This window comes from Paraglaciecola mesophila KMM 241 (assembly GCF_000315015.1).
Classification (GTDB): Bacteria; Pseudomonadota; Gammaproteobacteria; order Enterobacterales; family Alteromonadaceae; genus Paraglaciecola; species Paraglaciecola mesophila.
The window spans coordinates 130,464-150,717 of sequence record NZ_BAEP01000089.1 but is presented as its reverse complement, the minus strand read 5'-3'; the positions used below and the strand labels follow the sequence as shown (position 1 = coordinate 150,717).

The 20,254-nt window shown below is 45.3% G+C and carries 20 protein-coding genes and 1 tRNA gene; 15 read left to right on the top strand and 6 right to left on the bottom strand.

The window, feature by feature from the left end:
- Positions 1-116: 116 nt before the first annotated feature.
- The 7 genes from tatA to hemB are packed head-to-tail and all read left to right on the top strand — an operon-like array spanning position 117 to position 5,816.
- Positions 117-371: a twin-arginine translocase TatA/TatE family subunit gene (gene tatA / locus GMES_RS21850; RefSeq protein WP_006995014.1), complete on the top strand. Its 255-nt coding sequence runs from the start codon at positions 117-119 to the stop codon at positions 369-371.
- A gap of 14 nt (positions 372-385) precedes the next feature.
- A complete protein-coding gene (gene tatB / locus GMES_RS21845; protein ID WP_006995013.1) occupies positions 386-685 on the top strand; it encodes a Sec-independent protein translocase protein TatB in 300 nt (99 codons plus the stop codon).
- Between the two features lie 6 nt (positions 686-691).
- Positions 692-1,492: a twin-arginine translocase subunit TatC gene (gene tatC, locus GMES_RS21840; protein WP_006995012.1), complete on the top strand. Its 801-nt coding sequence runs from the start codon at positions 692-694 to the stop codon at positions 1,490-1,492.
- Positions 1,489-2,073, top strand: a complete 585-nt coding sequence (locus GMES_RS21835) for a hypothetical protein (RefSeq protein ID WP_006995011.1) — start codon at positions 1,489-1,491, stop codon at positions 2,071-2,073. The genes tatC and GMES_RS21835 overlap by 4 nt, the downstream gene beginning before the upstream one ends.
- A 1-nt stretch (position 2,074) precedes the next feature.
- A complete protein-coding gene (locus GMES_RS21830; protein WP_006995010.1) occupies positions 2,075-2,863 on the top strand; it encodes a TatD family hydrolase in 789 nt (262 codons plus the stop codon).
- Between the two features lie 6 nt (positions 2,864-2,869).
- The gene (locus tag GMES_RS21825) at positions 2,870-4,765 is read left to right on the top strand and encodes a sensor domain-containing diguanylate cyclase (protein ID WP_006995009.1); all 1,896 of its coding nucleotides are present in this window, start codon (positions 2,870-2,872) and stop codon (positions 4,763-4,765) included.
- Positions 4,766-4,814: 49 nt separating this feature from the next.
- A complete protein-coding gene (gene hemB / locus GMES_RS21820; protein ID WP_006995008.1) occupies positions 4,815-5,816 on the top strand; it encodes a porphobilinogen synthase in 1,002 nt (333 codons plus the stop codon).
- Positions 5,817-5,988: 172 nt separating this feature from the next.
- Here hemB and GMES_RS21815 read toward each other — a convergent pair whose 3' ends face one another.
- Together GMES_RS21815 and rhlB are read right to left on the bottom strand one after the other, a co-directional pair.
- A complete protein-coding gene (locus tag GMES_RS21815) occupies positions 5,989-7,500 on the bottom strand; it encodes a Ppx/GppA phosphatase family protein (protein WP_006995007.1) in 1,512 nt (503 codons plus the stop codon).
- On the bottom strand, positions 7,497-8,762 hold the full coding sequence (gene rhlB, locus GMES_RS21810) for an ATP-dependent RNA helicase RhlB (RefSeq protein WP_006995006.1): 1,266 nt from the start codon (positions 8,760-8,762) through the stop codon (positions 7,497-7,499). The genes GMES_RS21815 and rhlB overlap by 4 nt, the downstream gene beginning before the upstream one ends.
- A gap of 101 nt (positions 8,763-8,863) precedes the next feature.
- Here rhlB and trxA point away from each other — a divergent pair, with 101 nt between their 5' ends.
- The 5 genes from trxA (at position 8,864) to GMES_RS21785 (ending at position 12,789) form a co-directional block, all read left to right on the top strand.
- Complete coding sequence (gene trxA, locus GMES_RS21805; RefSeq protein WP_008303866.1) at positions 8,864-9,190, top strand: thioredoxin TrxA; 327 nt, start codon at positions 8,864-8,866, stop codon at positions 9,188-9,190.
- 267 nt (positions 9,191-9,457) lie between these two features.
- On the top strand, positions 9,458-10,723 hold the full coding sequence (gene rho, locus GMES_RS21800) for a transcription termination factor Rho (protein ID WP_006995004.1): 1,266 nt from the start codon (positions 9,458-9,460) through the stop codon (positions 10,721-10,723).
- A gap of 275 nt (positions 10,724-10,998) precedes the next feature.
- Positions 10,999-11,490, top strand: a complete 492-nt coding sequence (gene purE, locus GMES_RS21795) for a 5-(carboxyamino)imidazole ribonucleotide mutase (protein WP_006995003.1) — start codon at positions 10,999-11,001, stop codon at positions 11,488-11,490.
- Positions 11,487-12,629, top strand: coding sequence for a 5-(carboxyamino)imidazole ribonucleotide synthase (locus GMES_RS21790; RefSeq protein ID WP_006995002.1), 1,143 nt, complete (start codon positions 11,487-11,489; stop codon positions 12,627-12,629). Before purE ends, GMES_RS21790 begins: the two co-directional genes overlap by 4 nt.
- A gap of 84 nt (positions 12,630-12,713) precedes the next feature.
- Positions 12,714-12,789: transfer RNA gene (locus GMES_RS21785), tRNA-Thr, on the top strand.
- 434 nt (positions 12,790-13,223) lie between these two features.
- Here the strand turns inward: GMES_RS21785 and GMES_RS21780 are convergent.
- A complete protein-coding gene (locus GMES_RS21780) occupies positions 13,224-14,003 on the bottom strand; it encodes a hypothetical protein (protein WP_006995001.1) in 780 nt (259 codons plus the stop codon).
- 162 nt (positions 14,004-14,165) lie between these two features.
- Complete coding sequence (locus GMES_RS21775; protein WP_039988028.1) at positions 14,166-14,510, bottom strand: cupin domain-containing protein; 345 nt, start codon at positions 14,508-14,510, stop codon at positions 14,166-14,168.
- 128 nt (positions 14,511-14,638) lie between these two features.
- On the opposite strand from GMES_RS21775, the gene GMES_RS21770 reads away from it, so the two are divergent.
- The 3 genes from GMES_RS21770 (at position 14,639) to GMES_RS21760 (ending at position 18,860) form a co-directional block, all read left to right on the top strand.
- On the top strand, positions 14,639-15,541 hold the full coding sequence (locus GMES_RS21770) for a LysR family transcriptional regulator (protein WP_006994999.1): 903 nt from the start codon (positions 14,639-14,641) through the stop codon (positions 15,539-15,541).
- Positions 15,542-15,897: 356 nt separating this feature from the next.
- A complete protein-coding gene (locus GMES_RS21765) occupies positions 15,898-18,225 on the top strand; it encodes a Tex family protein (protein WP_006994998.1) in 2,328 nt (775 codons plus the stop codon).
- A 290-nt stretch (positions 18,226-18,515) separates the two neighbouring features.
- Positions 18,516-18,860, top strand: a complete 345-nt coding sequence (locus GMES_RS21760) for a hypothetical protein (protein WP_006994997.1) — start codon at positions 18,516-18,518, stop codon at positions 18,858-18,860.
- 73 nt (positions 18,861-18,933) lie between these two features.
- Here the strand turns inward: GMES_RS21760 and GMES_RS21755 are convergent, their stop codons facing one another.
- Positions 18,934-19,926: a putative metalloprotease CJM1_0395 family protein gene (locus GMES_RS21755; RefSeq protein ID WP_006994996.1), complete on the bottom strand. Its 993-nt coding sequence runs from the start codon at positions 19,924-19,926 to the stop codon at positions 18,934-18,936.
- Positions 19,927-19,960: 34 nt separating this feature from the next.
- On the bottom strand, positions 19,961-20,224 hold the full coding sequence (locus GMES_RS21750; protein WP_006994995.1) for a hypothetical protein: 264 nt from the start codon (positions 20,222-20,224) through the stop codon (positions 19,961-19,963).
- Positions 20,225-20,254: the final 30 nt, after the last annotated feature.

Below are 20,254 nucleotides of genomic sequence, written 5' to 3'. Positions count from 1 at the left end.
CCGTACTCCCTGTATAGTTAGTTATTACTGTGCATTGAAATGTTTGCTTAATCAAATCCAGTGACCTTTTTAATTTGCTACGTATAATGGGTCCAAATATTTAAGAGGAGTTTGTTATGTTCGGTATTAGCCCAATGCAGTTAATCATTATTTTAGTGATCGTCGTTTTACTTTTTGGCACTAAAAAACTTCGTAATATGGGCGGAGACTTAGGCTCTGCGGTAAAAGGTTTTAAGAAAGCCGTATCAGATGATGACAAGGACGCAGACTTTAAAGCCGATGAAAAAGTCGAAGATAACAGCAAAGCGAATGACCAGACTGTGCACCAGAATGTCAAAAGTGAATCAGACACTAAGGCTAAAAGTGAATAACGCGAGCATGACCCATGTTTGATATTGGCTTTCTCGAATTACTCGTTATTGGCGTGGTAGCCTTGCTGGTCCTTGGCCCTGAGCGTTTGCCTGGCGCAATTCGCTCGACTATGCGCACTGTGCGCAGTGTTAAGAGCATGGCGACGGGATTTCGGCAAGAAGTGGAGCAGCAGTTTAAAATTCACGAATTACACGAAAACCTGAAAAAAGCTGAGCAACAAGGTTTAGAGAATCTATCACCTGAATTGCAAAAATCCGTAGATGAACTGCGAGATGCAGCGAAGTCTGTTCAAAAACCATACGAAAAAAAGTAGTCACGGATGTCAGATCCAAATAGCTTAATTGCCCACCTAATTGAATTACGTGGCAGAGTGTTAAAAGCAGTATTGAGTGTGTTTGTGGTGTTTTTGTGCTTGGTCTATTTCGCCCAAGACCTATACCACTGGCTAGCGACCCCTTTGCTTGACACCCTGCCAGATCAAGCAGAAATGATTGCCACGGATGTTGCATCACCCTTTTTTGCACCGTTTAAACTCACCTTGGTGCTGTCATTTTTTATCGCTATCCCAGTTGTGCTGTATCAAATTTGGGCCTTTATCGCCCCCGGTTTGTACCGTAATGAAAAACGTTTAGTGGCGCCTCTGTTGTTTTCCAGTACCTTGTTGTTCTATTCGGGTATGGCGTTCGCCTATTATGTGGTGTTCCCTCTTGCCTTTGCTTTCTTCACCGGTGTCGCCCCTGAGGGCGTGACAATTAACACTGATATCAGCAGTTATTTAGATTTTGTGTTGAAGATCTTTTTTGCCTTCGGTCTATCTTTTGAAATCCCCGTGGCAATCGTCTTGATGTGCTGGACAGGTGTTAGTACCCCAGATTCATTGCGAGCAAAGCGCCCTTACGTCATTGTCGGTGTGTTTACTTTAGGTATGCTGCTGACCCCGCCTGACATTATCTCGCAAACATTACTGGCAATACCCATGTGGATATTGTTTGAGGTCGGCATTTTAGTCGGCAGCATGTACGTGAAGCGCAAAGAGCACGCTGACGATGACGAGTACAGGGACGAACTGACTGAAGTGCAAAAAGAAGAACAAGAAAAGAAGGAACAGGAACAATCATGAAGAATGTTATTATTAGCCTTGGGTTGCTGCTCAGCAGTATCACCACGGTTCAAGCGCAAGATATTGTGAGTCAGTTACAGGCTTGTCGCGCTCAAACTGACAATGCTGTACGCCTTGCCTGCTACGACAAACTTGCTGTTAAATATGCAGAAGAAAACATCAAGAACGACCTGCATGTCACCAAGGTAAGTACACCAAACAGTAACGCTGCAACACCACCTGTCACAACTCCAACTAAATCACCAACAACTCCTCCAGTCAGCGTTAGCACAGAGAAACGCCCGCCAGCGGATGACTATGCCAGCCGCGACGATCAAGTGAAGCGCTTTGGTTTGTCGAAGGTGATAGAGCCGCAAGAAAAAATTGAAAAAATAACCTCAGTAATTACATCAGTGCAAAAAAACCCCTACGGCAAACTGATCATCACCTTAGAAACAGGACAGGTTTGGCGTCAAACTAATAGCACATCACTGAGACTAAAACCGGGACAGGAGGTTTATGTCGAAGAAGGGGCGCTGGGTTCTTACTTCTTAGGCAAAGAGTCAAGCAACAAGCGTATTCGAGTGAAGCGGTCAAAGTAAGATGCAATGGTTTGACGTTGGCGTAAACGTACCTAGCGATGTAACTACCTTGGCTCCTATGCTTGAGCGAGCAGCTAACGCCAACGTCACACAAATAATGCTTACGGGCACCGATGTGAGCATCAGTCAACAAGCTGCTGAGCTCGCTGATGCGCACCCTGGGCAAGTATTTAGTACCGCGGGTATTCACCCTCATTATGCACAGCACGCCGCTATCGATTACCGACGGCAGATCACAACTCTTGCTGAGCACCCTCAAGTGTTAGCGATTGGTGAATGCGGCCTTGATTTCAATCGTGATTTCTCACCGCGAGATATCCAACTCGCGGTATTTGAAGCACAACTGGTTATAGCTTGTGAAACCGGCCTTCCGGTTTTTTTACACGAGCGTGATGCGTTTGACGCCCAGTATAAATTACTGCACCAATACCATAAGCAGTTAAGTGGCGCGCTAGTGCATTGCTTTACGGGCAATACTGAGCAAATGCAGGCGTACCTTGAGCTAGGTTGTTATATTGGCATAACGGGTTGGGTGACCGATGAAAAACGTGGCGGTGATTTAAGAGAAGCAGTTAGGCATCTGCCAATAGAGCGCCTCATATTAGAAACTGACGCTCCTTATTTAAAACCTAAGAAACTGGGTAGCGACAAGATCACTGGGGTTAAACAGAATGAACCTTGCTATTTACCCGTTATTGCCAAAGCGCTAACGGAGTTAATGAATACGCCGCTAACTGCACTGGCGGACGCTAGTTTGCGCAACAGCCATGACTTACTGGCTGTAGGTTAAGTGGCTGTGGCAATAAACACATTATTTCACAGCGTGTTGACTCAACGTGCTGCCATTCAGCTGATGTCAGTTACCTGCATCTTACTTTTTTTGGTCACGGTTTTTTCAATTAAGCTGCAAACACCAGAATCACTGCCGAATAGCCAATTAACAGTTCTCACCGATACTGAACAGCAATACAAAATCAATACACTCCCAGATGCAAACAGCCAGCAATGGAAAGCAGTTGATGATTTTGAGCTTGGCTTGCCCATGTCAGACACGCCCCATTGGGTGAGTTTTACGATACCCAATTTACGCTCTAATGAACATTGGTTGCTTGAGTTGAACAATGGACTCATTGATCATATCTCTGTGTGGTTTATTGAAGAAGGCGAACTTCTCGATCATTACCAAACGGGCGACACTCTGCCATTTTCATATCGCAGTATGCCCTACGAAACGTTCTTGTTTTCCATCCCTAAGTTTGATCAAAACTTACGAGTTGTTATGCGACTTAGCAGTGACGGTACGTTACAAGTGCCAATCAATCTTTGGGCTGAGTCTGCGTTTTTAGTATTCAATGGAGAGCACAGCATCCTGATAGGACTTTTCTTTGGCATATTGTTCGCCATGGGGATCAGTAACTTGTTTTTCTTCGTGATCAGCCGCCAGCCTGTGTTTTTGCTTTATGCGGGTTATGTATTCAGCTTTGCGCTGCTGCTCGCTGCGATGCAAGGTATTGGATACAAATATATTTGGTCCGACAGCCCCTGGATGCAAAAAAACAGTGTGTCCATCTGGGCGAACGCCACTGTCTTTTACGCGATCGTATTTACCAATATTCTGCTAGATATAAAAAGTGTTAGCCCGCGCTTGCACAAAATTTTAAATGCTTTAGCCATTCTATTTGCCCTGAGCTTAATCGCGGGCTTGTTTATTCCTAAATCATGGTTTTTGGAACCCTTCTTATTTGCACTTTGCGGAATCAGTTTGTTCATATACGCAGTAGGTATTTGGTGTTGGTACAAGCAAGTCCATTTAGCGCGCTTTTACACACTAGCTTGGACATCACTGTTGGTCAGCTCTTTAATTGCCTGTCTTGACCACCTCAATGTGCTGACCTTGTCTATTTCATCTAACTACTTGCTGATGCTAGGTGTCATCATTGAAACCTTCTTATTGGCTCTTATGCTAGCCTTAAGCGTCAATCACCAGCGCCGACAGTTGTATAGAGCTCAGCGGGAAGCCCTGCGTAAAGAGCGAGATATGCGTGCAGTGCAAGACGAAGTGCTCGAGCAGCAAAACAACGCCCAAGAAGAGCTAGAGTATAGCGTGCAAGAGCGCACGTTAGAGTTAGAGATTGCCCTTCGGGAATTATCAGAAATTAACCGCGAATTAGAAGAAAAAAACACACTAGATGCGTTAACGGGTATTCGTAACCGGCGCTATTTTGACAAAAAATATTTAGCTGAAGTGCGCCGAAGCCGCCGTGAGCGCACCGAACTTGTTGTGGCTATGATTGACATTGATCACTTCAAGCGCGTAAACGATGAACATGGCCATTTAGTGGGCGATGAATGTATTAAGTTTGTCGCTGAGCGCTTGAAAAAAGCTCTTAAACGCCCCAGTGATGATGTATGTCGCTATGGCGGAGAAGAGTTCTCTGTCATCTTGCCAAGCACCGATATTAAAGGCGCTCAGGACTTACTCGAACAGTTAAGGCTCGATATCCAAGATACACCCGTTTACAGCGCGGGGGTGGTTGTTAATTTAACGGTAAGTATTGGCTTAGCCAGTGCCATCATGGATCCCCAACAGAGTGAAGATGTGTTAATCGGCTTTGCGGATCAGTTACTTTACCAAGCTAAAAATAACGGGCGAAATTGCATCGTGGCGCAGCAGCTGCCGACCTCTGAATAAATGTAATTCCCTCGAATTTAATAAGACCTAACCTTATAGGACATCTAACATGGCCGAAATCTATCCTCACACACGCATGCGCCGCATGCGTCGCCACACTTTCACCCGAGACTTAATGGCCGAACACCAACTCAGCGCCAAAGATCTTATTTATCCAGTATTCGTTTTAGAGGGTAAAAATCAGCGTGAAGCGATTGAGTCAATGCCGGGCGTTGAGCGTTTGTCTGTCGATTTGTTGGTTGAAGAAGCAAAAGAGTTACACGCACTGGGCATTCCAGCGCTTGCGCTGTTTCCTGTAACGCCCCTTGAGCGCAAATCAGAATGCGCCAGTGAAGCATTTAACCCTGATGGTTTAGCCCAGCATGCCGTGCGCGCCTTAAAGGCTGCTGTACCCGATATGGGCATTATAACGGATGTAGCCCTAGACCCATTCACGTCCCACGGGCAAGATGGCCTGCTGGACGAAGAGGGTTACGTACTTAATGATGAAACAATAGAGGTGCTCATCAAGCAGGCATTATCCCACGCTCAGGCGGGTGCAGACATTGTTGCTCCATCAGACATGATGGATGGCCGCATCGGCGCTATTCGTCAAGCACTGGAGAGCCACGGATATATCAACACATGCATCATGGCTTACTCCGCTAAGTATGCGTCCAATTACTACGGTCCATTTCGCGATGCGGTCGGCTCCGCTGGCAATATCAAAGGTGGCAACAAAAAGAGCTACCAAATGGATCCTGCGAATTCCAACGAAGCAGTGCGTGAAATCGCCCTTGATATTGCCGAGGGCGCAGACATGGTTATGGTGAAGCCTGGTATGCCATATTTAGACATAGTGCGTCGTTGTAAAGACGAATTCGCTGTGCCGACTTTTGCTTACCAAGTGAGTGGCGAATACGCCATGCACAAAGCGGCATTCATGCAAGGCTGGTTAGACGAAGAGTCAGTGATTATGGAATCTTTATTAGCCTTTAAACGCGCTGGCGCAGATGGCATCTTGACCTACTTTGCCAAGCAGGCCGCGCAAATATTAGCGCGGGATAAGTAGCGATATAAACGTTTGAGTGATTGCTAAAGGCGCTGGCAGATTTGCCAGCGTTTTTGTTTGTATAAACAGGTAAAGATGTACGTACATGACCTTTGCGAGAAACTCTGTCGAGAAGCACACTTTTCAGAAGCGCTGTTGGAAAGCCAAGGTAAAGTGCGCGTTGGAAATAGAACTACTCGCAGGTAAGGTGCCAGCCCATTTTGTGTTGCTGCCACTTCTCATTAGCCAATTCTGCATCGATTAAAGGATGCGCTTTCAACCAGCCATCGGGGAACACTAGGCGCCAGTCATTTTTTTCTACCTCTAAGCGAAATTGCGGTAGAAGGTTATCTTTACGGCGTATCGACAAAATACAGGCTAGACGCAGCACTCTTACTAGGCTACGCATAATACCCCGGGTTTCACTGTGGTTTTGATCGAATACTTCAGGTGATATTTGCTGACGATGATTCAATACTAAGGTTTTTATGCCATCACGTTGTAAATTGGTATACCCCACCATAGGCACGTGACCTAAAATATAAGCACCGTGCTTGTGATGTAATTTGTATTCAATGTGTAAGCCCGTTTCATGCAACATAGCGGCCGCAACCAGCATCGCCTCGCCATCGATACCGTCAACATCAGTTTGCTCACTAAGTTGCTTAAACAACGTCAGGGCGACATCAGTGACCCGTTCCGCTTGCTCTGAATCAATGTGAAAGTGTCGCATATGCTGGTGAATCGTTTGCATACGGCGGTCATTCTGCTGAATGTTTTCCAACATGCCATAGATAAGACCTTCTCGCAGTGCCCCCCCCGATATCTGCATATCGCGGATAGATAATGACTCGAACAACGCGATGAGAATGGCTAAGCCGCTGGGGAAAATAATCCGTCTGGATTCATCCAAACCATCAATTATTAAGTTGTCGAGCGTTGCGCAATCAATACATTGTTGGCGCAAGTTATATAGATAATCGAGCCTAATGGCATCGCTAATCCCTTGGGCAACTAAAATTTCTGTAATCGCTTGAGGTGTACCAGATGCGCCTAAGCACTGCTGCCAATCAAAACATAGGAACTTATCTGCAACAGCATCGACCATCGCTTTGGCTGTACCAATCGCTGCAGCAAAGTTTTCCTCGCTGAGCACATCACCTGCAAAGTAACGCTCTTTAAACGTCACGCAGCCCATATTGAGGCTAACCAGATGAATGGGTGTCATATCGTTACCGACAATGATCTCGGTACTCGCGCCGCCAATATCAATAACCAGAGAATTACCTTGATTGGCAGAGGTGTATGCCACACCCAAATAAATTTGCCGGGCTTCTTCTTCACCACTGATAACGCTTAGTGTGTGATCGAGGATTTGCTGCGCTTTTGTGGTGAAAACGTCTGCATTTTTAGCTAGACGTAACGTGGCGGTTGCCACCACACGAATATTATCTCGGGGAATATCTTGCAGACGTTCTGCGAACGTTTCGAGGCAGCGCCAGCCGCGCTCTAAACTTTCATCGTCAAGCATCATGTTATCGTCTAGCCCTGCGGCTAAACGCACTTTTTGCTTCACTTTACCAATAATTTGTACACTACCCGCTACCACGCGAACTATCACTAAGTGAAAACTATTTGAACCTAAATCAACGGCTGCATATAGCTCTTCGGGGTGATTTTGCGGTAATCGGGTAGATGTAATCATGGCTTCCTACGGTTACGCGAGCCTGATGATTGGCGCTTCTGTGGGTTGCGACCATTCTGCATTCGCTTTTTATGGCGAGGCTTAGGTGGTGTCACATCACGCAGTAGCGCATCAGCTTGATATTCTGTTACCGGAATAGCATGCTCAATGTAGGTTTCAATCGCAGGCAAGTTTAACGCGTACCGTTCACAAGCAAAGCTGATTGAGCTACCGCTTTGACCAGCACGACCGGTACGGCCGATACGGTGCACATAATCTTCTGCATCGTCGGGTAAGTCATAGTTAAACACATGGCTAACCATAGGAATGTGCAAACCTCGAGCGGCCACATCGGTAGCAACCAGTATGTCTAGCTTGCCAGACGTAAAGTCTTCAAGGATTTTTAAGCGCTTGTTCTGAGGAACATCACCGCTTAATAGACCCACTCGATGACCGTCAGCTTGTAGCCAATCGGCAACTTTCTCACAGCTGTGCTTAGTGTTCGCAAAAACAATGGCTTTATCTGGCCATTCTTCTTCCATCAAACTAAGCAACAAGGCCATTTTATCTTCATCAGAAGGATAAAAGAGCTCTTCTTTGATACGCGTGCCGGTTTTGCGCTCAGGCTCGACCTGTACATGCGTAGGATTGTCCATGTGCTCATAAGCTAGCTCTTGTACTCGGTACGACAACGTCGCCGAGAACAACATGCTTAAACGCTCTGTCGGCTTAGGCATGCGATTGAAAAGATAACGAATATCTTTAATAAAGCCCAAATCGAACATGCGATCAGCTTCATCAAGTACGGCGACTTGAATACCCGCTAACGAAAAAATGTTCTGTTTGTAGTAGTCAATGATCCTGCCGGTAGTGCCGATAATAATATCTACACCTTCTTCCAGTTTTTCCCGTTGACTTTGATAACCCTCGCCCCCATAAATCAAACCGAGAGACAAACCAGTGTGTTGACTTAGCAGTTCAGCATCGTTAAAGATCTGAACGGCCAACTCTCTGGTTGGCGCCATAATAATGGCTCTTGGTTGTTTTTTAGTGGGCTGCGGATTACTTAGCAAGTAATGAAAAGTTGCCACCAAGAACGCGATAGTTTTACCGGTTCCGGTTTGCGCTTGACCTGCTATGTCATTCCCTTCTAATAGAGGGGGCAAGCTTAACGCTTGAATGGGCGTGCAGTGACTAAAGTTTGCGGCGGATAACGCCTTAACGACTTGCTCATTGATTGGCAAGTCCGCGAAATGTGTTTCGGTTAAATGAGTTGTTTGCATAGCTTATAGCTTATCAGTGCTTGCATTAAAAAACAGTTTCTATATAACAATCACGATCACGCTGAATTATATCGGCGCTAGAATTAATGACGGAGAAAAGAATGAGCGACAAAATTATCCAGTTATCGGACGATAGTTTCGAGGCAGATGTTATCAATGCTACTGGTCCTGTACTAGTTGACTTCTGGGCGGAATGGTGCGGTCCGTGTAAGATGATTGCGCCAATTTTGCATGAAATTGCTGACGAATTCGACGGCAAGTTAACAGTTGGCAAGCTGAATGTCGATGAAAATAACGAAACACCACCTAAGTATGGTATTCGTGGCATCCCTACTTTGCTTTTATTTAAAGGCGGAAATGTAGCTGCAACTAAAGTCGGCGCACTATCTAAAAGCCAATTAGAAGAGTTTTTAAACGAAAACATCTAATTATGTGCTGAAAAATTAAGCCCGACCAAATCGGGCTTTTTTATTTCTTGTATACTCTTTGTGCAAAGTTTTGTTCAATGTAATACCTTTTAAACCACTATTTTCACTAGACGTACCGTGATTTTGGTGCTAACTTTTCATTGTTCACACCTGAACAGACCTGTACTTTCGCACCAATCAGAGATTTTTATAAGTAAATACCTTTGAACCATTCAATCAATTTTTGCTGATATGGCAAAACTTTCAAGCATGAAAAGACCCACCAATATGAACCTAACGGAACTCAAGAACAAACCCATCAGTGAGCTGGTTGGACTGGCCGAAAAAATGGGCCTAGAGAACATGGCTCGCGCTCGTAAGCAAGACATTATATTTTCAATTTTGAAAACCCACGCCAAAAGTGGTGAAGATATTTTCGGCGACGGCGTCCTAGAAATACTTCAAGACGGCTTTGGTTTCTTGCGTTCTAACGACGCATCATACTTGGCGGGACCAGATGATATCTACGTATCACCTAGTCAGATACGTCGCTTTAACTTACGCACCGGCGATACCATTTCAGGTAAAATTCGCCCACCTAAAGACAGCGAGCGATACTTCGCCCTGTTGAAGATCAGCGAAGTTAACTTTGACCGTCCTGAAAACGCCCGTAACAAAATCTTATTCGAAAACTTAACGCCACTGCATGCCAATGAGCGTTTAGTCATGGAGCGAGGCAACGGCAGTACCGAAGACATTACTGCTCGCGTACTGGATTTAGCCTCTCCAATCGGCCGTGGTCAACGTGGTCTTATCGTTGCACCGCCTAAAGCCGGTAAAACGCTTTTACTACAAAACATCGCCCAATCGATTGCAGCAAATCATCCAGAATGTTTGCTCATGGTATTGTTGATTGATGAGCGCCCAGAAGAAGTGACCGAGATGCAACGCCTTGTACAAGGGGAAGTAGTTGCTTCTACCTTTGATGAGCCTGCGAGTCGTCACGTACAAGTGGCTGAAATGGTGATTGAAAAAGCCAAACGTTTAGTTGAACACAAGAAAGATGTGGTTATCTTACTTGATTCAATCACGCGTTTAGCCCGAGCGTACAACACCGTTATCCCATCATCAGGTAAAGTACTTACTGGTGGTGTTGATGCTAACGCATTACACAAGCCTAAGCGTTTCTTTGGTGCTGCGCGTAACATCGAAGAAGGCGGCAGCTTAACCATTATCGCTACTGCACTTATCGATACCGGCTCTAAAATGGATGAAGTTATCTACGAAGAGTTTAAAGGTACGGGTAACATGGAATTACACCTGAACCGCAAAATTGCGGAAAAACGTGTTTTCCCAGCGATTGATTACAACCGCTCAGGTACTCGTCGCGAGGAATTACTGACCACCCCAGACGAATTACAAAAAATGTGGATCTTGCGTAAAATCGTGCATGAAATGTCAGAAATTGACGCAATTGAATTCTTAATTGGTAAGCTGTCTATGACCAAAACCAATAATGAGTTCTTCACTGCGATGCGCAAACAAAAAAGCTAGCATCACAGCATAATACGTTTTTTAAAATCCGCTGCAGGTTCGCCCGCAGCGGATTTTTGTTTTTACGGTGCTTTATCTTCTGAAAAAAATAAAAACCGATACAAAAACACAGAATGTTGTTCAATTTACGTTCAAGCGGGACTCGTTGTTTGAATTGAGCTACAATCCGTTTCCGAAATTTACTGGTCAGCAATATCTTGTCTATCAGCATGAGATTTCATCTGCTTATTCAAGTCCGCTGCATCAAATAAAACCGAAATTTAGTGGGAGTGAAAATGCCTCAAGTTGCGATTGTTATGGGTTCAAAGTCTGATTGGCCCACCATGGCCCAAGCGGCAAAAATGTTAGATGCCTTAGGCGTAAGTTATCACGCCCAAGTGGTGTCGGCTCATCGCACCCCAGCCCTGTTAACAGAATTTTCAGAAACTGCAGCCGACAAAGGTTACCAAGTGATCATTGGCGGCGCTGGCGGCGCTGCGCACTTACCCGGCATGATAGCCGCGCATACTCACCTACCAGTATTTGGTGTGCCTGTGCGTTCTAGTCAGCTAAGTGGCATCGATTCTTTGTACTCAATCGTACAAATGCCCAAAGGCGTCGCTGTAGGTACCTTAGCTATAGGTGAAGCTGGCGCAGCTAACGCTGGCTTACTTGCCGCGCAGGTGGTTGCTTTACATGACGAAACCGTTCGCGATGCGATTATTCAATTTAGACAAAAACAAACGGCTGACGTTTTAGCCCAACCCGCACTGGAACTGCCTGAATGAATGTGCTGATTTTAGGCTCAGGCCAACTCGCCAGAATGATGGCCCTAGCAGGTGTGCCTTTAGGGATTGAAGTACGAGCTGTAGATGTGGGTACTCTTAAAGTAGTTAACCCAATAGATAAAAAGGTGATGGCCATTCACCTTGAAACCGCTATCGAAGCCGCAGACGCGATTTCCGTTGAGTTTGAACATATTCCAGAGCCTTTACTTGAACAAGTCAATCGTAGCGGAAAGCTGATGCCGAGCGTTGAATCAATAGCTGCTGGCGCCGATAGAGTCAAAGAAAAAGCTTTACTCGACAAGCTCGATATCGCCAACTGCCCTTACATGATTGTGGATGACGCGGCTAAGCTCGAACAAGCCGTTGAACAACTAGGCGAGAAGCTGATCATTAAGGCCAGCCGCGACGGCTACGACGGTTACGGTCAATGGCGCCTATCCAGTAAAGAGCAACTGCCTGAAATCAAGCAAGCACTAGCCGAACTTGATTTAAAGAAAGTGCCTTTAGTGGTTGAAAAGATGCTCAGCTTTGAGCGTGAAGTGTCATTAGTGGGCGCGCGCGGTAAGAACGGCCAGGTCGCTCTGTACCCTTTAGTTGAAAACCTACATCATCAAGGCCAGTTGCATACCTGTGTTGCACCTGCACCGGCCATCACTCCTGAATTAGTAACTCAAGCAGAGCAGATTTTTACCGCCCTCGCTAGCGAGCTAAATTACGTTGGCGTATTGGCAGTGGAATTCTTCCAGATGGGTGACTCGTTGCTAGTCAATGAAATCGCTCCTCGTGTTCATAACTCAGGGCATTGGAGCATGCAAGGTGCAGATACCTGTCAGTTCGAAAATCACTTGCGGGCTATCTGTGAATTACCGTTAGGCTCGACCCAAGTGCTTGCACCAAGCGTGATGCTTAACGTAATTGGTTGTGACTTACCGCCAAAAGACATGCTCAGTGTATCTAGAACCCATTTACACGGCTATATGAAAACCCCACGTGCCAAGCGCAAGATGGGCCACATCAATATCACTGGCAATGATTACGCTGACCTGGGCCAAGCGATGCAGAAACTGCAAAAGTGGTTACCGAAAAGCTATTTCCCGACATTGAATAGTGAAGCAGAGCGCCTTTTACAGATAAAATAATAACTTTTGGTTGACAACAAAAGTGGAATCAATAGAATGTCGCCTCGCTCTAGCACATAGCTGCCTAGAGCGGGAATCTAGTGTGCCGACTTAGCTCAGTTGGTAGAGCAACTGACTTGTAATCAGTAGGTCACCAGTTCGACTCCGGTAGTCGGCACCATTCCCCTTCTTCGTGTTAACTTCCCTGTTTGTTTATGCCCTTCGGGTACTTAAATTTTATATTCTATTCGCTACGTTTACTTATGGCTTTCAGCCACTTTAAATACTGCGTACACTTAAAATATAATCTTCGTGTAACAGAATCAATGCTGGATATGACAGGCCATCCCTTGCAGCGAACTAGCTCCACCTCAATGGCGAATCGTTCACCCGACAGGAGTGGTGTTTCTAAAGCCACGGGATCCACCAGTCTGGTCATTTGGTAATTCGATTGAAAACATAGAAAATTGGAGTCAGTACAAAAGCAAAAGTAGCGACGGTATCAACAAATTGAATGAATACCTCAGAAGCCTAAAGCGAAATGTGCGCTCTCGGCTTAATTTCTATTTCAATCCATGCGAAATTGTTGCTTCAAAGGGGTAAACTCATGGAAGCTTACTGGAGTGAATGTTGTCTCAGTACTTCTTTATCAGCCATTCTAACTATACGAAAATGAAAGTCATAGTCAGAAAAATTATCATCTCCGCATACAGCAGGCCCCTCACAAGGATTTAACCTAACTGTGAAATTTTGAATATCACCTATACCAGGTAGAATTTCTAACAATTCTTGAGTATTCCATACACCATTATATTTTCCAACGAATTGGTCTTCACAGCCTTTAACAATACTCCCGGAAAAACAAAATGGAATATGTGTCCACGGACTATCATCCTCGTAAAAAACAACAGAGAACTGTATTGGACTTGCAGCCCCCTCCTCCTTGCAAATCCAACCTGAATCCTCTCCCCCATATCGACCATCTATTATTAGCGTGTCCCCTGCGATAGGATAAATACAACTTTGTAGAGAATGAAAATCAAAAGAATCCCCACTATCAACATCACCTTGAATAAGCGTCGAAACGATCACATTGCTATGCCAAACAGCGTAAATTTCATCGGATCCAGCCCAATCCCAACCGGTTTCGTCTACTGCTGTGAATCCAATAGCTTCCACTTTAAACATTGGCTGTAAATTATGTATTGCAACCCTTGGAGGTAACTCTTCAAGATGATCGAGAGCTTTAGTCACAGAACTGAGCGGTTTAACATCTTTTATTAAAGAATCACATCCGAGTATGCAGAAACACATTAAAGTAGTGCAGACTGCTACTAGTCGCTTTGCATAATAGTTATTTCCGAATACTGTTGGTGCATATATTGGCTTTCTCATCTTTGAGCTTCCTTACGATGATATTAAGGTAAAATATAAAAAGGTTAGAAGTACACGCGGTGAAACATCAACAGTCAAAAAGGACACATAAGCAGACACAGTCGGTGCTATCGTAACCACCCACAGTGAAGAAATGAACCGCATGCTTTAGTCGACTCCACTCTATGCAGAGCCATGCATGGCCAGAAACTCTTCTGGCGGCAGTGGTTTTGGAAGGGCGAGAATATATACGACCCGTTCCATCACTGCTCCCTCTGCATGCAATGCCTTAGCGGGGATCACTATTTTATCTCCCGCTTTGACTTGGGTTCGCATACCGCTTTTGGCATCCAAGAAATCTGTCTCGCCTTCCATGATATATGCGTGTACCTCGTCGGCATGCCAGTGTTCGTGCAACCCTTCTGATGGTCCAGAAACAAATGTTGTTGGCCATGTTCCCTGTTTGATTACATCGTTAAGTACGTCTTCGGTGGAGTTAAAAAATTCACTGTAAAATCGTAGGCTCATCATATTTTCCCTAAATGTTGTAGCATATATGGCAGACAACAACGCCATGACATGTATTTGAGCTTAGCCATAGTCGCTAATTAGATAAAGGCACCTATACTCATCACTTTAGTGTAAAGAGCGCACGAATGGATTTCGAAAACGTAAGGGTTTTTGTAGATGTAATGGAGCACGGAAGTTTTGCGGCCGTAGCTCGTCAACGCAACGTTGACCCATCATCTATTTCTCGCTCGGTAGCGAGTTTAGAATCACAGCTGGGCTTTCGATTATTCCAAAGAACAACCCGCAAGATTGCACCTACTGAAGCGGCCAGTGAATATTTTTCTCGGGTGAAAGATCTAATTGGTGAGTTTGACCGAGCCAGTGAAGCCGCACTAGATTTGGTTAGCCTGCCTAATGGCTCTTTACGTATAACCGCTTGTACTTCATTCGGGCAACGAGTGCTAGCGCCGATCTTGCCAGAGTTTCGTGCCTTGTACCCAGACCTTACGCTTGAATTGTTACTCATGGACAGCCACGTGGATCTTGTCAAAGAGCAAATCGATGTGGCTATCCGATTCGGGCAACAACCGGGGGATAATTTCACCGCACACAAGTTGGTTTCAAGACGATTTCATGTTTGTGCAAGCCCTACCTACTTTAAAACCATTGGTACCCCAAAAGGCCCTGGCGACCTGAGTAAACTTGATTGCCTATTGTTTTCAATGCCGGGGTATTGCAGCACGTGGAAGTTTCGGGATACGCACAATAATACATTCGACGTGCCTGTCACTGGTCATTTACTGATATCACATGGGTTGACCATGACCGCTTGCGCTGTCGCGGGTCTTGGCCCCGCTCTTTTACCAGACTGGTTGTGCCAAGATGAGATAAAAAGTGGGCTTTTAATCGATATGTTTCCAGATTATGCATGTACCGCAACAGAGTTCGATACTGCGGCTTGGTTGATCTATCAAAAATGTTCCTATTTACCCGTAAAAACTCGAGTATTTATCGATTTTTTGAAAGCAAAAATAGTTACTCACGCCTAAAGGTGTAAACGCAAGTTCATAAAATCGTCACCGTCGCTGCAAATAAAGAGGAAATAAAATTGAGCGGCATTCTCACCACGAGGGATCACCACCTTGAACGGGTGTTAAAATAACAGCATAGAAGCCAAACTTTTCATTCTGGCTTAAAGTAAATGTTCAACAATTGTTGAAAAATTTAAAATCAGTATCGCGAGCTTTTATATCATTACGCTACAGCCCAGCTCTGCAATTTCAAAAATAATCGGTAATAATGTGTCGCGACTCTGGTATTTTACCGTCGAGGCCATATATCGCCTTGTTAAGCCATTTGTTAAACACGTTAAATCTGCATAACTTCGCCAAAATAGGGCCGTTACATGATCATTGAAAAAATCGCGAGTGAACTTCAGGTAAAACCCACTCAAGTACAAGCTGCCGTCACCTTGTTAGATGAAGGCTCGAGTGTTCCTTTTATTGCTCGCTATCGTAAAGAGGCCACAAATGGCTTAGACGATATTCAACTTCGCCAACTTGAGCAGCGCTTGGTGTACCTGCGTGATATTAATGACAGACGTAACGTGATCCTCAAAACGATTGACGAGCAGGGCAAGCTTACAGACCAACTTAAGCGCAGTATTTTAAGCTGCGACAACAAGACCGAATTAGAAGATTTATACCTGCCTTACAAACCGAAGCGTCGCACTAAGGGCCAAATTGCCATCGAAGCAGGCTTAGAGCCTCTTGCAGATACTATATTTGCCGACCCGACCTTATCCCCTGAATCAGAAGCAGCAAAGTACATTGCTGCAGATAAGGGTATAGCTGACGAAAAGGCAGCGTTAGAGGGGGCAAAATTCATCTTGATGGAGAAATTTGCTGAAGATGCAGCATTGCTACAAAAGGTGCGCCAGTACTTAATGGAAAACGCCCATATCAAAAGCAGTGTCGTTAAAGGCAAAGAAAAAGAAGCTGCCAAATATTCAGATTACTTTGCGCACAGTGAACGCCTAAGCAAAATACCATCGCACCGCTGCCTAGCCTTATTTCGCGGCCGAAATGAGAACTTTTTGCAAGTATCAATGGATGCTGACCCGCAAAAAGAAGAATCAGATAAAAGCTCATTCGGTGAGCACATTATTGCCCAGCACCTGGGTTTGAATTTTAGTAACCGTGCGGCGGATGCGTGGTTAGCGAGTGTGGTTCAGTGGGCTTGGAAAGTAAAAATTGCTTTGCACATGGAAACAGAATTGTTCGGTGTGATAAAAGATAAAGCCGAACAAGAAGCGATTCAGGTGTTTGCTAAAAATTTAAATGACTTATTGATGGCGGCGCCTGCTGGGGCGAAAACTACCATGGGTCTTGATCCCGGTTTACGCACCGGCGTAAAAGTAGCAATCGTTGATGCCACAGGTAAAGTGCTAGCCACCAGCACCATATTCCCCCATGTGCCGCAAAATTTGTGGGACAAAAGCCTACGTACGCTAGGTATGCTATGTAAGCAGCACAAAGTGAAGTTAATCAGTATTGGTAATGGTACAGGCTCACGTGAAACAGACAAACTCGCCGCAGAGGTCATTAAAGCTAACCCTGAGCTGGGTTTGAGCAAAATCATGGTCAGTGAGGCAGGCGCATCGGTTTACTCTGCCTCTGAGCTTGCATCAAACGAATTACCCGATATGGATGTGTCGCTTCGCGGCGCTGTATCTATCGCTAGGCGCTTACAAGATCCACTAGCAGAGCTGGTTAAAATTGAACCCAAAGCTATCGGTGTTGGCCAGTACCAACATGACGTAAGCCAAAGTAATTTAGGACGCTCACTTGACCGTGTTATTGAAGATTGTGTAAACGCCGTTGGCGTTGATTTAAACATGGCCTCAGCGGCGCTATTAAGCCATGTGTCTGGCTTAAACCGCACACTTGCCACCAACATAGTAAATTTCAGAGATGCCAATGGCGCGTTTAGTAGTCGTAAAGACCTGTTAAAAGTAGAACGCTTAGGCCCAAAAGCCTACGAGCAAGCCGCTGGTTTTTTACGCATAGTAAATGGCAGTAACCCGCTTGATGCCTCGGCAGTTCACCCTGAAGCTTACCCTGTGGTTCAAGCCATAGTGAGCAACTCGGGCAGTGCGGTGAATGATTTAATTGGTAACACTGAGCTATTGAAAAAGCTTGAGCCGCAGCAGTTTGTGGATGATTCATTCGGGTTACCCACAGTGACTGATATCATCAGTGAGCTACTTAAGCCCGGTCGTGACCCTCGTCCAGAATTCAAAACCGCCACCTTTAAAGAGGGCGTATCGTCACTTAATGATTTAAAGGAAGGGATGATTTTAGAGGGTGTTGTGAGCAACGTCGCTAATTTCGGTGCTTTCGTTGATGTAGGAGTTCACCAAGATGGTCTGGTGCATATATCAGCTATGACGGACAAGTACATTTCTGACCCACGGGAAATCGTCAAAACCGGCGATATTGTTAAGGTTAAAGTAATGGAAGTGGATGTGGCGCGTCAGCGTGTGTCATTTACTATGCGTTTAAATGACGATATCAACACCAAGCCGAATCAAAGCCGAGGTAACAGTGACAATAATCCTCGTCAAAGCAACAGGCCAAGTGGTAAGCCTCAAAATAAGAAACCCGCAGCAGCTTCTGCTAATCAAGCGATGGGGAATGCCTTTGCCGATGCATTTGCTAAAGCGAAAAAATAGAAAAGGTTAAAAGCGAATACGACAACCGGTGACGCTGTTCACCGGTTTTTTATGTCTGTAATAAATGAATCCTATTATTTTCATTAGTAGCCACCTTTACACAGTTTTTACATACCTGCCAGAAACTATCAATCCTTGTTTTACGTCATACACAGAGAAAAGTGCTCCCCAATAATTGATAACGTGAGTCCATTATGACGATGAAAAAACTACTTACTTTAATACTCGTGATACCTATTGTATTAAGTGCCTGCGCGAGCAAGCCTAAACCGCAACCTAAGGAGCCCGATATGTTCGCTACAATGATTAAAGATACTAACCAAAAAGTGTTTAATTTCAGTATTAGCGCGAACCAAGGCACGGCTGGAGGTAAACCAGAGCATGGCGGTACTGGCGGCCCGCCACCGAAGGGAGGTAACAAGAGCAAAACCAAAGGTGACGATCCTAAAGAAAGGCTACTCGATGAACTATTTGCCCAACTTGAAACGAAGCTTAGCGAGACGGGTTTTTGCCGTGAGGGCTACACCGAAATAGACACTTACGAATCAAGTAGCCGACTGCATATTCTCGGTACGTGCAACGAAGCAGCAACGCCGGAGGATATACGTCAATTCGCCAATAATTACGGTTATTAATATGAACGAAGTTTGTGAATTCAGTTTATAGAGAGTTTGGTCGGTGGCTTTAGCGGTAAGCCCCTGTGGTTAATTAGGCTGAGAAGTTCAAGCCATAACTTTTGGGTTCACTTACTCCTTGGTAATACCGTTGAACAACACGCTCGGCTAATAAGGTGTTGTCGTCTCTGCTGGCCTGATTAGCAAACGCATTGCCTGTATCACTGGCAAAAACGTCACCTAACTGCTCACTTTTTAAGGTGGCTTTAGCGACTTCAGATGTGTCTAGGTCGCGGATTGGCGTACCTTCATCAGTGCCGCGCACTATATCATCTAACTCAGGGCCAAATTCTGATTGGGAAGTCGATTTATCTGCCGCGTTTACGTTTTCACCTTGGGTAGCGCTCTTCGTGTCGTTTGGAGCAACAACGCCAACACCTTCACTTTTTTCTTCTGCTAGCTCTTTGCGTGCTTCAAACGTTTTTTGGCTGGCTTCAGCCGCTACTCTTAAGTCCTGCGCCGAGGGCTCAGCAGGAGCGAGAGCTGCAGCTTTGACTTGCTGCATCTTGCGAATAGTATCTTCAGGGGAATTTTCTACTGATACATCAATAGACACCTCTCCGCCTGTGGCATAGCGCTTGCCGTCAGGTCCGGTAGTGTACTCATACTTGGGTGCGCCAGCGTATTGGCCACCTGTGTTGGCATGAGCTTGCTCGTGAGTACGTACTTCAGTATCACGTTTTTTCAGCTCGTCTATTTGGGCTTTTTCTTGTTGGGCTTGTTGTTCTTGTTCAGCGTCTTGTTTACCTGCGCTTTCTTGCTGGGCGTTGTCTTGATCAGCGTTTTTCTGAGTATCCGATGCAGGTTCGCCTTGGGATTGCACCTGAGGGCGCTCGTATACAAGGGGTTGTGCGGGGGTTTTTACTTTGTCATGATCGCTGGCTAACCCAGATTCTGTAGCTGAATTTTCAGACCCAGTCAACGCTGGTACTGTTTCACGCAGGGTATTATCTCTGCGCGCAGCTTCAGTGTTGATATTGGCGGTAGTAAAAACAACCGCCGTTGGGATAGGCGTTACAATGTTCATTTTATATCTTAATGATACCTACTGGTTAATGAGCCTACGCAAAGGTGTCGAGTAAAGTGCCTATGGTGTCATTGGCTACATCTAATACTTTAGCTGAGGCTTCAACTCCTATCGCACCTGTTTGAAGATCTACCACGCTATCAGTCAAGTTAGCACTGGATGAGCTGCCCTGCTGCGTATCGCCATTTAAGCTAGCAATATCTCTGGATGCTTGAGTAACTTGCTCTGTGCCGCGCTGCACACCTTGTAAACCACTGGCAAAAGCGCCGCTGATGTTGCTGTTATTTGAAATGTCCACACTGAGTACCTCTTCTAACCTCTCATGGTT